General features: G+C 57.1%; 11 protein-coding genes. 1 reads left to right on the top strand and 10 read right to left on the bottom strand.

Going from position 1 to position 13569, the window contains the following annotated elements:
• Window position 1: 1 nt before the first annotated feature.
• The 8 genes from HU825_RS12175 to ihfB all read right to left on the bottom strand — a co-directional run bounded on the left by HU825_RS12175 (window position 2) and on the right by ihfB (window position 9720).
• Window positions 2-802: an SDR family NAD(P)-dependent oxidoreductase gene (locus HU825_RS12175; RefSeq protein ID WP_234302122.1), complete on the bottom strand. Its 801-nt coding sequence runs from the start codon at window positions 800-802 to the stop codon at window positions 2-4.
• 5 nt (window positions 803-807) lie between these two features.
• The gene (locus tag HU825_RS12170) at window positions 808-2418 is read right to left on the bottom strand and encodes an aldo/keto reductase (RefSeq protein ID WP_234303398.1); all 1611 of its coding nucleotides are present in this window, start codon (window positions 2416-2418) and stop codon (window positions 808-810) included.
• Between the two features lie 5 nt (window positions 2419-2423).
• Window positions 2424-3581 (bottom strand): UDP-4-amino-4,6-dideoxy-N-acetyl-beta-L-altrosamine transaminase, encoded by a 1158-nt coding sequence (gene pseC / locus HU825_RS12165; RefSeq protein WP_234302121.1) that lies wholly within the window; start codon window positions 3579-3581, stop codon window positions 2424-2426.
• A gap of 2 nt (window positions 3582-3583) precedes the next feature.
• Window positions 3584-4582, bottom strand: coding sequence for a UDP-N-acetylglucosamine 4,6-dehydratase (inverting) (pseB, locus tag HU825_RS12160; protein WP_234302120.1), 999 nt, complete (start codon window positions 4580-4582; stop codon window positions 3584-3586).
• 17 nt (window positions 4583-4599) lie between these two features.
• Window positions 4600-5871: a lipopolysaccharide biosynthesis protein gene (locus HU825_RS12155; protein ID WP_234302119.1), complete on the bottom strand. Its 1272-nt coding sequence runs from the start codon at window positions 5869-5871 to the stop codon at window positions 4600-4602.
• A gap of 565 nt (window positions 5872-6436) precedes the next feature.
• Window positions 6437-7723, bottom strand: coding sequence for a Wzz/FepE/Etk N-terminal domain-containing protein (locus tag HU825_RS12150; RefSeq protein ID WP_234303397.1), 1287 nt, complete (start codon window positions 7721-7723; stop codon window positions 6437-6439).
• Between the two features lie 294 nt (window positions 7724-8017).
• Window positions 8018-9286: a Wzz/FepE/Etk N-terminal domain-containing protein gene (locus tag HU825_RS12145; protein WP_234302118.1), complete on the bottom strand. Its 1269-nt coding sequence runs from the start codon at window positions 9284-9286 to the stop codon at window positions 8018-8020.
• Between the two features lie 149 nt (window positions 9287-9435).
• Entirely contained in the window at window positions 9436-9720 is a 285-nt protein-coding gene (ihfB, locus tag HU825_RS12140; RefSeq protein ID WP_003291410.1) for an integration host factor subunit beta, read from the bottom strand.
• A 403-nt stretch (window positions 9721-10123) separates the two neighbouring features.
• Here ihfB and HU825_RS12135 point away from each other — a divergent pair, with 403 nt between their 5' ends.
• A complete protein-coding gene (locus tag HU825_RS12135; protein ID WP_008570026.1) occupies window positions 10124-10801 on the top strand; it encodes a TIGR04211 family SH3 domain-containing protein in 678 nt (225 codons plus the stop codon).
• 85 nt (window positions 10802-10886) lie between these two features.
• On the opposite strand, the gene fahA is transcribed toward HU825_RS12135, so the two are convergent.
• Window positions 10887-12206, bottom strand: coding sequence for a fumarylacetoacetase (fahA, locus tag HU825_RS12130; protein WP_234302117.1), 1320 nt, complete (start codon window positions 12204-12206; stop codon window positions 10887-10889).
• Between the two features lies 1 nt (window position 12207).
• On the bottom strand, window positions 12208-13512 hold the full coding sequence (gene hmgA, locus HU825_RS12125; RefSeq protein WP_156716514.1) for a homogentisate 1,2-dioxygenase: 1305 nt from the start codon (window positions 13510-13512) through the stop codon (window positions 12208-12210).
• Between the last annotated feature and the right edge of the window lie 57 nt (window positions 13513-13569).

The raw sequence follows: 13569 nt of genomic DNA, 5'->3' as shown, positions 1-13569 counted from the left end.
CTCACCAGCAAGTCCAGCCGCCGTCGACGACGAGATTGGCACCAGTCACGAAAGAGGATGCACTAGAGGCTAAGAACAAAGTTGGACCTCTGAGCTCTTCGGCGGAACCTATTCGTCCCATTGGAACTTTATTACTCAGGGATGAGATAAAAGCAGGATTGGTCCTTTGTACCTCTTCAGACGGAAACGGACCAGGCGAAATCGCATTGACTCGAATTCCTTCTTTTCCGAACTCGCACCCGGCATAGCGCGTCCACTGCAGCAAGGCAGCCTTGGCAGCACCGTAAAAAGGCGGATTAACACCGCTTTCTGCTTCATAAATACGTTGATCCGGGCTGACCAAAGCATACATAGAAGCAAGATTGATGACGGAAGCATCATTATCTAGATGTACAGCTTTACGTAAATTGGGAAGCAACGACTTCAGCAACCTATGTGCCGCCACTACGGTTACGTCATATGTATCTGAGTAAACTCCGGCCTCGCTCAGTTTGATGCTGCCCGATTTTCCCACATATGCGTTGTTTACAAGAACATGTAGCGCTCGCCCGTGTATGCTGGACACAAAGCTATCTACCGCATCTTGAGAGGTCACATCGAAAACAGCACTTTCCGCCTGTAGGCCCTGGTCGCGCAAACGAGCTACCAAATCTTGGCTACGTTCCGTCGAGCGTGAATTTATTAGCACGTTCGCTCCAGCCTCGGCCAAGATGAATGCCATTGCGGAACCCAAGTATCCAGCGGCGCCAGTGATCAATGCGGTCTTTCCATTAAGGGAAAATATCTCCACACCTTTGCTCATTCGATCTATCTCCAGCAGGCCGGGTTCAATGACTCCACCCCGAGGCTCGGGCGATCAGCCAGAATAGCTTCAAGGTCTTCTCGAGAGAAATCTGCACTATCAAGTATCTTAATGTTCTCTTGTAGTTGTCCCAATGACTCCATTCCAACAACCAAACCATCCACCCAGTCGAGAGACTTAACGAAGCTCAAACAGAAGTCTGCAATAGAGCTCCTTCCTGTTCTTCTGCATTGCTCATCAAGCCAATTGATGAATAGCTCCGGCTCCAAAACATTTGCTTTTTGCCAATCATCTACGCTTCTACTCGGTAACAAACCTTGCAATAAGGCGCTGCGAGCATGGATCAATAAAGGCCTCTGCTTTTTTTGCATTCTGATCTTGGGTACTAGATGATCCCAGCGCCAATCAAGCACATTGAATGGCATTTGGATAAGTTCAACATCAGGTGCATCTAGGGCCATATTCAGTTCTTGGGGATCCTGAACAGACACACCAAGCGCCTTCACAGCACTGCAAGCTTTGTACTCCAAAAGCCTAGCCCAAGCCCGACCACTCCAGCTCCTCATGTGTGCAGCCCGATGCAGCATCAGCACATCTAGGCTTTGCATGCGCAAGGCGGTGCAGGATTTATAGATGCTTGCATCAATGAAAGCATCAACAACTTGTGAAGCGGCATCGGGCGGGCAATCGGCCAATGGAGACAGCTTTGTAATGACCCGTGCTCTTCCTTCCCATCCAGATTTAAGAGCATTACCTATAACTTCTTCACTATCACCATAAGCGCGCGCCGTATCTATATAGCTTGCACCATTGACAATTGCAGTTTTTACCAGCTTTTCTGCTGTTGCTTGGTCTGGCTTCCCTAACTGGTTAGCAATGCCGTAGCTTAGACCAAGCTGAGCAGTACCTAGAACCAGCTTTTTAACTTGTTTCGATTGAATTGGCTGATACTGAACAAAGCTTAGCCGCCGCACCAACTCAAAAGCCGAGACTTGCACAGGATCGTCTACAGCGGAAAACACCTTCGTAACGGCAACATAATCATCTAGGCAATCAACCGTACACCTAAAATCTCCCTTGCCAAGAGCCTTATATTTTTCGAAGTAATTCTCACCAAACTTGCGACGAACAAAGGGCGTAACATGTTCCAAGTCATGCTTACTATATGCGGAGATCGCAGCTTCGCGTAAGTGGCAAAGCCGCGTCAGCTCAGCACTCATACCATACGGCAAGCCCGACTTTTCACCATTACAGCAAAGATAGTCCAAACCGTATTTAACGAACTCTTCTTCCATTTCATCCAGAAGCGGCCCGTCTGGAAATACGTTGTCTGCCGTCAAGCGGAAAACGAGCGTTTCGTCTTGATACTCATCGAGCGCCGCGACAATTCGGCCTAGGGTGTTTTCCAGGCTACCTCGGTAACAGCGGATGCCGTGAGCGGACACTAGCTCAGCCAGCGCATCATCTGTCGACTCCCAAGACGTTGCGATGACCACTTCTCTACCCGTGTTGGAAGCACGTTTCGCAGCAAGGACCGCTAGCGGAACACCGTTAACTGGGAGCAGTACTTTTCCAGGCAATCGCGAGGAGTTAGTACGAGCCTGCAACACCGCCACGCTCTTCAAGCCAGCACCGCTTGCAGAGCGGCAGTTACCTGACGCTGCTGCTCCTCACGTAAAGTCTGGAACATCGGCAGGCTGATCGCTTCGGCGTAGTAGCGCTCCGCTTCGGGGAAGTCACCAACGCCGAAGCCCATACGCTGGTAATACGGCTGGGTATGCACCGGGATGTAGTGTAGGTTGACGCCGATGCCCCGCTCGCGCAGGGCTTCGAATACTTGACTGTGGGTTTTGGTGATCTTGCCCAGTTGCAGGCGGATCACATACAGGTGCAGGCCAGAGTAGCTGTCGGGATGCTGCCAGGGCGTAGTGACCGGCAAGCCGGCCAGCAGATCGTCATAGCGCCGCGCCAGTTGGTGGCGACGCGCGACGTACTGGTCCAGACGCTCCATCTGGGTAACACCAAGAGCCGCTTGCAGTTCGGTCATGCGGTAGTTGAAGCCGAGATCGATCTGCTGGTAATACCAGGGGCCGTCACTTTCATGGGTCATCTGCGCCGGATCGCGGGTGATACCGTGACTACGCAGCAGTTCCATCCTGGCGGCCAGCTCGGCATCGTTGGTCAGCGCCATGCCGCCTTCGGCGGTGGTGATGATTTTCACCGGGTGAAAGCTGAACACGGTGATATCGCTGTAACGGCAGTTGCCGATGAACCCGCCCTGATACTTGCCGCCGATGGCGTGTGAGGCATCTTCGATAATCTTGAAGCCGTAGCGCTGAGCGAGAGCATGGATGGCCAGCATGTCGCAGGGCTGGCCGCACAGGTGCACTGCCACCACGACCTTAGGCAGCTTTCCGTCCCGCTCGGCCTGCTCCAACTTGCGCGCCAGCGCCTGCGGGCAGAGGTTGTAGGTTTGGGGATCGATGTCGACGAAATCGACCTGCGCGCCACAATACAAACCGCAGTTTGCCGAAGCAACGAACGTGATAGGCGTTGTCCATAGCCAGTCGCCATTACCAAGCCCCAGCGCCAGACAGGCAACATGCAGCGCCGAGGTAGCACTATTCATTGCCAGAGCGTGGCTGGCGCCGACATGCTGCGCCACGGACTGCTCGAAGCGCGGCACCATCGGCCCCTGCGTCAGGAAGTCGGATTGCAACACACTCACAACAGCGTCGATATCATCCTGGGTAATGTCCTGGCGACCGTAGGGAATCATCTTCAGATGCTCCCGATCTTTTCGCGGTTCGCGTCAATCCATGCCTGGAGTTGGCTATCGCTCATCCACTCGCTGTTGTTATCACTGGCGTAAACAAAGCCTTCTGGGACTTTTTTGCCGTCCTTGATGCGCTTCGGGCAAGTGGACCAACTGTGAATAGTCGGGAGGATCTTGAAATGCTCTGGATACTCGTACGTGTAGTAGGCGTCCTCGGCACTGATCATCTGCTCGTGCAGCTTTTCACCAGGACGAATGCCGATAATTTCCTGGCGCGCCTCTGGAGCAACCACGCGGGCCAAATCGGTGACTTTCATCGACGGGATCTTCTTCACGTAGATCTCACCGCCTTCCATGTCTTCGAATGCATGCCAGACGAGCTCGACGCCCTCTTCCAGCGAAATCATGAAACGAGTCATGCGCTCGTCGGTAATCGGCAGCACACCTTTGTCCTTGATGGACATGAAAAAAGGGATCACCGAGCCGCGCGACCCCATCACATTGCCGTAGCGCACCACGGAGAAGCGGGTGCCGTGTTCACCGGAATACGAGTTGCCGGCGACGAACAGCTTGTCGGACGCTAGCTTGGTGGCGCCATACAGATTGATCGGGCTGCTCGCCTTGTCGGTGGACAGGGCAACCACTCCCTTCACGTCCTTGTCGATGCAGGCATCGATCAGGTTCATGGCACCGTCGACATTGGTCTTGACGCACTCGAAGGGATTGTATTCGGCAGTGGGAACGATCTTGGTAGCCGCGGCATGTACCACGTAATCGACGCCATCCAGCGCGCGGTACAGGCGATCCTTATCGCGCACATCACCGATGAAGAAGCGCACACGCTTGTCGCCCTCGAACTTCTTGGCCATGTCCCACTGTTTCATTTCGTCGCGGGAGAAAATGATGATCTTCTTCGGGTTGTATTTGGCAAGTGTCATCGGCACAAACGTATTGCCGAAGGAGCCGGTACCGCCGGTGATAAGAATCGTTTTGTTACTGAGCATTCAATGAGTTCCTTGATTCAAACTTGATGCTTGGTTGTTTCGAGTTGGCGATAGTGAACAGGTGTCATACAGAAAAAAGCCCAAACCTTCCATAACAGCATGAGCATAAAGGTGGTACATAGACCGAGCGGCACGGCCAATAGCGGCCAATGTAAAGAAAACAGCCAAGTTACCGGGATAAAACACAATAGGCTGGCGATATGGCTATAAATAATCGGCCGGTCATGACCTTGAGCATATAGCCCATAGTGGGGCACCATACTGACGGCATAAAGCAACGTAGCCACTAGAAGCCAGGGAAAAAGATTTTGATGCTCGATGTAAAGCGGTTTGTCGAGCCACTGCAGCAGTGGGCCGATCAATAGCAACGCGATCACAGCAAAGACTGCGGCTAGTACCAGTGTTTGTACAAGCAATCTGTACAAGCCTTGGCGAAAGGCTGTGACATTCTGCTGACTGTACGCGCTGATCAAGCCAGGATAGCTGAAGGCAAATACCCCAGCATCCAGAAACGACATCAACGCACTGCTGAAGCCCATGAATAACACGTATGCACCCAATATTTCGAGGCCAGCCAGCCACTCGAACCAGTAGCGGTCGAGAGTGAACACTCCACGAACGGCCAAGGTAGCGACCAGTAGGGGGATGGCGATTTTCAGCCCGCTGCCAATCCAATGCCAGTCAATCTGCCTACGCCAGCCCCCGATTTCCAGTCGGCTAACTCGACAGATACCCAACAGTAACGCGGCCAAGCCGCCGAGTGCCCAGGCACCCAATACGAAATCCAAACTGCGCGACTCGGGCTCGATGAACATCAAAGCAGTCACTACAACCGCCCAGGCTCCCGAGCGCAGGAACAGTATCAAGCTGGCCAGCAGTTGCTCAGAGATGGCAATCAGCAGACGGCCCAGTTCCTGGGTCAGGTGCTCAAGTATCAATAGGACGAAGAACCAACCTGCAAGGCTCCAGGGCAGCAGGCCCTTGAGAAAGATCAGGCTCAGCAGTGGCAGGAACACCGCATAGAGGACAGAGGAAAGTGCGCCCTGCCCCTTGAGCAGGCTTCCCCACTCGCTACGCTCACGCTTGAGCAACTCACGCGTCGTGTAGCTATAAAAGTCAAAGCCCAGCAGATAGAGGGCATACCCGATGGTAACTACCAACAGACCATAAATACCCAGCTCGGCCGGCTCGAGAAAGCGGGCCAGGAAGAAGATCAGCAGGAACTTGCTAACCAGGGTCATCCCGCGCAAGGCCACATTGAGTAGGCGCTGAGAGTTAGATGCTGTCATCAAGCGCACCTTGGCCCCGCACTGAAGCGATGACTAATGCCGTAGGCCTTAACGCAGCTAAATGCGGCCATGAATGCCGGCTCCGTACCTTGTGTATTGGCATGCTATTCAGGCATGCAGGGTTAATAGTTTGCCGGAAACGACATAGCGCTGTTGCAGCACAGCTGCCAACTCTCGCTTGGCCGTTGCCTCTCCATGCGCCCCCGTATAACAGTCGACCACTCCCGCATGCCGGTCACAAATTGCAGCGATCCGTTCTGATCCGGCATGCGCCGAATACCCGCCGATGCTGGTTACCTTTGGCCGGGTATCGAAGCATTCGCCGTCCAAAACTACGTAGCCGCCCCAGGGACCGTATTGCTCAATGGCGTGGCCGGGGGTACCGCGGGACTGGTAACCGACAAAGAGAAGGAAACAGGGCGCTGCGGTGAATGGATATAACGGTGCATGATCAGTCCTTGAACGAGCACATCGGATGGGCACGCTACCGTCTACCTAGCGCGCACCCGACATGCACATTGCAGCAAAGCGGGTGCAACGAAGCGGTGATTCTGATCGGCGGATATTAGGCAGTTACGCGATGGCCTTGGGCCATATGACGTACCAATGCCACAAATAGTCCGAGCATACCGCCTAGCACCAATGCGAGCGCGACGATCATCACCTTCCTAGGTTTGATCGGCGCACTCGGCTCGACTGCTTGCTGGTCGATGGACACCAGCTTGAGCGATGCCGTATCGAACTGCAGGGCGCGCAGGCGCGCGGCCTCTTCACGCCAGCCGGCGAGGTCTTTCAGGAATAGGTCTTCGTTTTCCCGGCTGTTGAGCACTTCGATCTGACGATTGTGCTCAAGCAACTTGAGTTCGCGGGCGATTTGCGCGATGCGCGGCTCGGTGAAGTCGTCCGAGCGACGTGCCAGCAGAGCTTTGCGCTCGGCTTCCAAAGCATCGGTGCCCATGAAATACAGCGGGATCTGCTGATTGTTGACTTCGGTGCGGATCACGCTGCCCTGGGTGGCGACTTCAGCGGCGCCGAGGGATGAAGGGGTAGTGGGTTTGCTGATCCCCAATGAGTCGGCGATACGAATCGCCTCGTTCAATTGATTGATGCGATTGTTGCGACGGGTCTTGAGCTGTTGACGCAGGGCTGCCAGTTCATCGTTGAGCTGTGCACGTTTAAGGGCATCGGCTTCGCTGAGTTTGGCGATCTTGATTTCCTTACCCGCTTCATAGCTGGCGCGTGCGGCGGCGATCTTCCTCTCAAGCTGGTTGAGTCGATTGCCGATGAGAATATCCAGATCCGCAGCGATCTGCTGGCGGACGCCATTAATGGAGTGTTGCACAAACTCGTTAACGACTTTCACGCCGTCGATTCCATCCGGATAGGTCAGCTGGATTCCAACGAAAGGTGTGGTCGTGCTTTCGCCCTTTTTGGCGTCGGGCTGTAGAAGCTTGAATGCTTCATCGTTAAAGCTTTCAAAGGTCTGTTCGAGACTGCGACCGGGCTGGGCGAGCACAGCAAATAGCGGCTCATTTTTACGGAAGAAGCTCAGGCGATTTTCGTAGGAATCTAGCGCGGCGCCCACCTGCGCCATTGCTTGCTTGGGTGAAAGTTTGTAAATACCCAAGTGATTGAGCTCATCGAGGTCTTTGATGGCTGCGGGCCGTAGTACGCTTTGGACCGTGTAGTAACGCGTTGCGACCAACGCGTAGGCAAGCCCTATCAGGCCAACCAGCGCGGCTATCGCGATGATCAGTCCTTTTTGACGCCAAAGAGCGCGCGCCAATTGAATCAGGTCGATTTCATTATTTACGGCGGTGGCGAGATGTTGCGGAGGTGTAACGGCGTTCACGTCAAATTCCATTTTGAGCAGAGAGGCCTGCCAACCGGGCTTCGGCTGGGCGGCAAAAATGAGAAGCACGTCAACTTTGACGGACGGCATTTTGCCACCACACAGATTTAATGCAAGCGCTACTTGGCGTCGCAAAGAGGCCCTAACCCGCGCAGTAGAAGGCTTGCATTGACTAAACGCAAGGAATGCCATTGGGCGCAACTTTAGGCAACGTAGACCATCGCAGCCCAATCAAGAAAGAGAAAACAGACAAAGGCGGTTAGCTGCTCCTAACCGCCTTAAACTTCAACGCAGTTACATCGAATACGCACAATCACGATTCATCAGGCTGCGTACCAATGCAACGAAGATACCCAGCATTGCACCGAGTACCAGACCGAGCGCCAAAATCAGCGCCTTTTTCGGCTTGATTGGGTTGAGCGATTGCAGGGCAGGCTGATCCAAGCGAACAAGGCGCAATCGCTCGGTGTCGAGCTTGATGCCCTTCAGCCGAGAGGCTTCTTCTCTAAGCTGCGCAAGGTTGGTCAAGTAAAGGTCCTCTCCTTCGCGCGCCTTCAAAATCTCCACTTCGCGGTTGTTCTCCAGCAGCGTCAGCTCCGACTGGATTTCCGCGATGCGCGGCTCAACAAAGTCGTCGGACGTGCGATTCTTCAGCGCATCGCGCTCTGCCGTAAGCGCTTCGGTGCCCAGGAAGTAAAGTGGCGCTTCCTGATTGGTCACTTCGGTGCGGATGACCTGAGTACCAGAACGTGCCGACGCAGTCATCGCTGACGGACTCGTTGGAGTACGAATGCCCAGCGAGTCGGCAATGATTATCGCCTCATTCAGCTCTTGGATACGGTTGTTCCTGCGTATCTTCAACTCGGCACGCAATGCGGCAAGTTCGTCTTGAAGTTGAGCGCGCTTCAGAGCTGCGTCTTCGAGCAATGTCGCAATCTTCGCCTCTTTGGAGGCAGAGTAGTTCGCTCGTTGCGCCTCCATGTTCATATCGAGGCTCGCCAGGCGGTTGGCGATCAGACTTTTGAGATCCTCGGCGATTTCCTTACGCTCAAGTTCGAGTACGTAGTCAACGAAACCGTTCACGATCGCCGAACCCTCCATGCCCTTAGGATAAGTAAGCTTCAGCCCCACATAGGCACTGCGGTTCTCGGTCTTCTTGGGATCCGGGTGAAGCATCTCAAACGCCTGCTCATTGAAATCAGCGAAGGCTTGCTCAGGTGAGTCCCCCTTCGGCTCAATCGCCTGGAACAGCGCTTGGTTGCTAAGAAAATAATCCAGACGTTTGTCGTAGGACGAAAGCCCACTCGCCACCCTGCTGAGTGCATCCTCGGGCGTGAGCTTGTAGATACCGGTCTCGTTGAGCTGATCAAGCGTGCTCTGCGGAACAGGTCGAAGGTAGGTTTTGGTTTGGTAGTACGGAGTTGCAAGAAAAGCGTAAGCGGCCGCGATCAGGGTTGCTGCGAACGTCACACCAACTATAAGGAGGCGTTGTCGCCAGAGCGCACGAAATAGCTCAACCAGATCAATTTCATCATTTGCCAAAGGCTGGGGCTGCACGATCATCCGGTTTCCTTGTTATGGGCTGTAAAGCAATCGGAGCGGAATTCGTACGAGATAGCGACAAAAAGTTCCTTACGTTATAGCGGATTCGCACATTTTTCTGCGTCATGTGACGCACTTCCCAAAAACCCATAAACAGCGCCTTCGAACCGTCACTCCTCCTCATTCACCCGATCCCGCAGTTCTTTCCCCGGCTTGAAATGCGGGACGAATTTGCCATCCAGGCTGACGGACTGGCCGGTCTTGGGGTTTCGGCCTACGCGGGGGGCACGGTAGTGGAGGGAGAAGCTGCCGAAACCGCGAATCTCGATGCGGTCGCCAGTGGCCAGCGCCTGTGCCATCTGCTCGAGCATGGTCTTGATGGCCAGCTCGACATCCTTCGAAGAAAGCATCCCCTGCTGGGTGACGATACGCTCGATCAACTCCGACTTGGTCATGGTTTTCCCTTCGTTTTCAAGCGGCTAGATGATTCGGGTTGCGGTCGTTTGTAGCATGTTGTTCAGACTTTGAACAGCCCAACGGGATTGACGGGCAGCGGCGTTCTTTGTATAGCGCGTACGCGATTGAGTGGATCTTTGGAGCATGCCGACGCGCTCTCGAACGGCATGATTCAGCTTCCGCTGCCGGGGAACTCGGGTTACCGCGAACTGTCTGTCCCCTGACGGACTACCCGGACGGCGCGGCAGAACCACATCTACGCAGTACATCTTTGCTGCCCCTCTACCCGCTCTCGGACCGCCCCGGCGGCGTGCCGGCAGCCAATCGCTGCATCGTCTACTCGCTCACCGGCCCGGTCATCGGGGCCTTTGTTCTCTTCCTATATATATGTTGAACGCCTGCATGCTCATATCTCGTTACCGTTCTGTATCCCTTCGAGCGCGCACTGCGCGCCTGCCCCTATATCGCACCCTGGGTGTTTTCATCTTCGGGGCCTGGTTTGCCAGCGCACCGGCACACGCACAGCAAGCCAGCGACTCGCAGCGCTGGGTGAGCGACACGCTGAGCACCTATGTGCGCAGCGGTCCGACCGAGGGGTATCGCATCGTTGGCACGCTGCAGTCGGGGCAGCCGGTGGAGTTGATCACCAGCAAGGGCGATTTCAGCCAGGTCCGCAGCGAGAATGGCGACACCGTGTGGATTCCCACCCGCGAGTTGCAAAACGTGCCTGGCCACGCCGAACGGGTACCGCAGCTGGAACAGCGCGTAGCCGAGCTGGATGAACAGTTGCGCACCATCGATGACAACTGGAAGGCCCGCGTGCAGGGAATGCAGGAGACGCTGGATGCGCGCAAGACGCTGATCGATGAGCTGGAGGCGCGCCGCCAGCAACTCGACAGCGCGCTGAGCCAGAGCCAGTCCGAGCTGCGCGAAGCACAGGCGCGGCTGGGCGATGAGAACAAGCAGGTGCTAATGCGCTACATGGTCTACGGCGGCAGCATCGCCGGTGCCGGCCTGTTGCTGGGCCTGATCCTGCCGGCGATGACGCGCGGGCGTAAACGCAACGACCGCTGGTTCTGATACCAGCGCCCCGCGCCTCTCATTGCACGCGAGGCACGGGCTGCTGACTCGGCAGGTTCATCGCCCCGCCCCTTGCCTCGCTGATCTAGCGCGCTGCCGCCGCGCTCGCCGGCAGCACGCGCCCACGGCATTCGCCGAAGCCGATCGATGGATATCCCTCGCGGCGGCAGCGCGCCTTGAGGATGATCTCGTCGCCGTCTTCGAGGAAGGTACGCGTCTCGCCACTGGGCAGCTCCAGCGCACGTTTGCCGCCTTCGGTGACTTCCAGCAGGCTGCCACAGCTGTCGGCGCTCGGCCCCGACAGCGTGCCGGAACCGAACAGGTCACCCGGCTGCAGGCTGCAGCCATTGACGCTGTGGTGCGCGACCATCTGCGCCACGGTCCAGTACATGTTCTGCGTGCTGCTCAGGGCAATGCGCTGGGCTGGCAGGCCCTGCGCGCGCATGGCCTCGGTGAGCAGCAGCACCTCGAGCTCGATGTCCAGCGCGCCCAGTTGCTGGTCCTGCTCATCGAACAGATAAGGCAGCGGTTGCGGGTCGCCGGCCGGGCGCGGCGGTTGTGCGCAGCGGAACGGCGCCAGCGCCTCCGGCAGCACCACCCACGGCGACACGCTGGTGGCGAAGCTCTTGGACAGGAACGGCCCCAGCGGCTGATATTCCCAGGCCTGCAGATCGCGCGCCGACCAGTCGTTCAGCAGGCAGAAGCCCGCCACGTGCGCGGCCGCTTCGCCGATCGGAATCGCCTCGCCACGCGCATTACCCGGTCCGATCCAGATTCCCAGCTCCAGCTCGTAGTCGAGCCGCTTGCTCGCGCCGAAGACGGGCTCGCTCGCGCCCGCCGGCAGGGTCTGGCCGTTGGGCCGCCGAACGGGCGCTCCCGATACGTCAATGGTCGACGCGCGCCCGTGATAGCCGATGGGCACGTACTTGTAGTTCGGCAGCAACGGATTGTCCGGACGGAACAGTTTGCCGACGTTGTTGGCGTGATGAATGCCCACGTAGAAATCGGTGTAGTCGCCGACTCTCGCCGGCAAGTGCAATCGGCACTGGCTCATGGGCTTGAGCAACGTCTCGCCCATCGCCTGCAGTCGCGTACGTTGCGCGCTGTGCTCACCAAGCAACTCGCACAAACCGGTGCGCAATGCCATGCGCGCCGAGGCACCGCGCGCGAAGAACGCATTGAGGCTGCTGCCCGCCGCGCTCCGCGCCGCCTCCAGTGCCGCTCCCGCGAACAGTCCCGCATCGCAGGCCGCGGCCAGATCGAAGATGTAATCACCGATGGCCACGCCACCGCGCGGCTCGTCGCCGCCCTGGCTGAACACACCCAACGGCAGGTTCGCGAGTGGAAAGTCCGGGTGGCCGTTGGCCGATTCGACCCAGCTGCGTAGCTCTGTCTGTGCGCTCATGTCATTTCCCCTGCATGTCGAAAGTTTTATCCAGGCCGGCCCAGCAGCTGTCGTAGTCGGCCTGCAGCTGCGGGCTTTGCAGCGCCTGGCGCGTGGGCCGCAGTACCTGACCGGTCTCGAACATGAACGCCAGGGTGTTATCGATCTTGTGGGGTTCGAGTGCCGCATTGATCGCCTGTTCCGTAGAGGTGCGATCCGGCCCGTGCGCGCTCATGCAGTTGTGCAGCGAGGCGCCGCCGGGCAGGAAGCCATCGGCCTTGGCGTCGTAGGCGCCGTCGATCAGGCCCATGAATTCGTTCATCAGGTTGCGATGGAACCACGGCGGACGGAAGGTGTGCTCGGCGACCATCCAGCGCGGCGGGAAGATCACGAAGTCGATATTGGCCATGCCCGCAACGGCGCTCGGCGAGGTCAGCACGGTGAAGATCGACGGATCGGGATGATCGAAGCTGACCGTGCCAATCGTATTGAAACGCCGCAGATCGTATTTGTAAGGCACGTTGTTGCCATGCCAGGCGACCACGTCTAGCGGCGAGTGATCCAGTTCGGTCATCCAGAATTCGCCGAGAAACTTCTGCACCAGCTGAACCGGCCCGTCATGCTCCTCGTAGCACGCCACGGGCGCGAGGAAGTCGCGCGGATTGGCCAGACCGTTGCTGCCGATCGGTCCGAGCTCCGGCAGGCGCAACGCGCAGCCATGGTTCTCGCAGACATAGCCGCGCGCCGACGCGTCCAGCAATTCGATACGCACACGCATCCCGCGCGGAATCACGGCGATTTCCAGCGGCGCGACGTCGAGCACGCCGAGCTCGGTGACCAGCCGCAGCGCCCCCTGCTGCGGGACGATCAGCAACTCGCCGTCGGCATCGAAGAACACGCGCTGCATCGAGCGGTTGGCCACATAGCAATACAGGCTCGCACCGCTCGTTTGATCGGCCTCGGCGTTTGCCGCCAGGCACGACAGACCGTCGAGAAAATCGGTTGGCACGGCCGGAATGGGCTGCGGATTCCAGCGCAGGCGATTGGGCGTGATCGCCCCCAACCCGGCATCCAGCTGTCGTTCCAGGCGTTGGTAAGGACCGTGGGCGGCGGACGGACGCATGCGGTACAGCCACGTCCTGCGCGCTTCGCTGCGTGGCACGGTGAAGGCGGTGCCAGACAACAGCTCCGTGTAGAGCCGGTAGGGCACCTTCTGCGGCGAGTTCTGCCCGATCGGCAACGCGCCGGGCAGGGCTTCGCTGCTGAATTGATTGCCGAAACCGGACAGATAGCCGGCAGGCGCTGCAGATTGTGGCTGGGATCGCATGGCAACCTCTTTTTTTGTAATTAGATTACGCAAAACGTAATTTGAACTCCCCACGAC

It is taken from the genome of Pseudomonas phenolilytica, assembly GCF_021432765.1.
GTDB classification, from domain to species: domain Bacteria; phylum Pseudomonadota; class Gammaproteobacteria; order Pseudomonadales; family Pseudomonadaceae; genus Stutzerimonas; species Stutzerimonas phenolilytica.
This window is presented reverse-complemented; position numbering and strand designations above follow the sequence as displayed.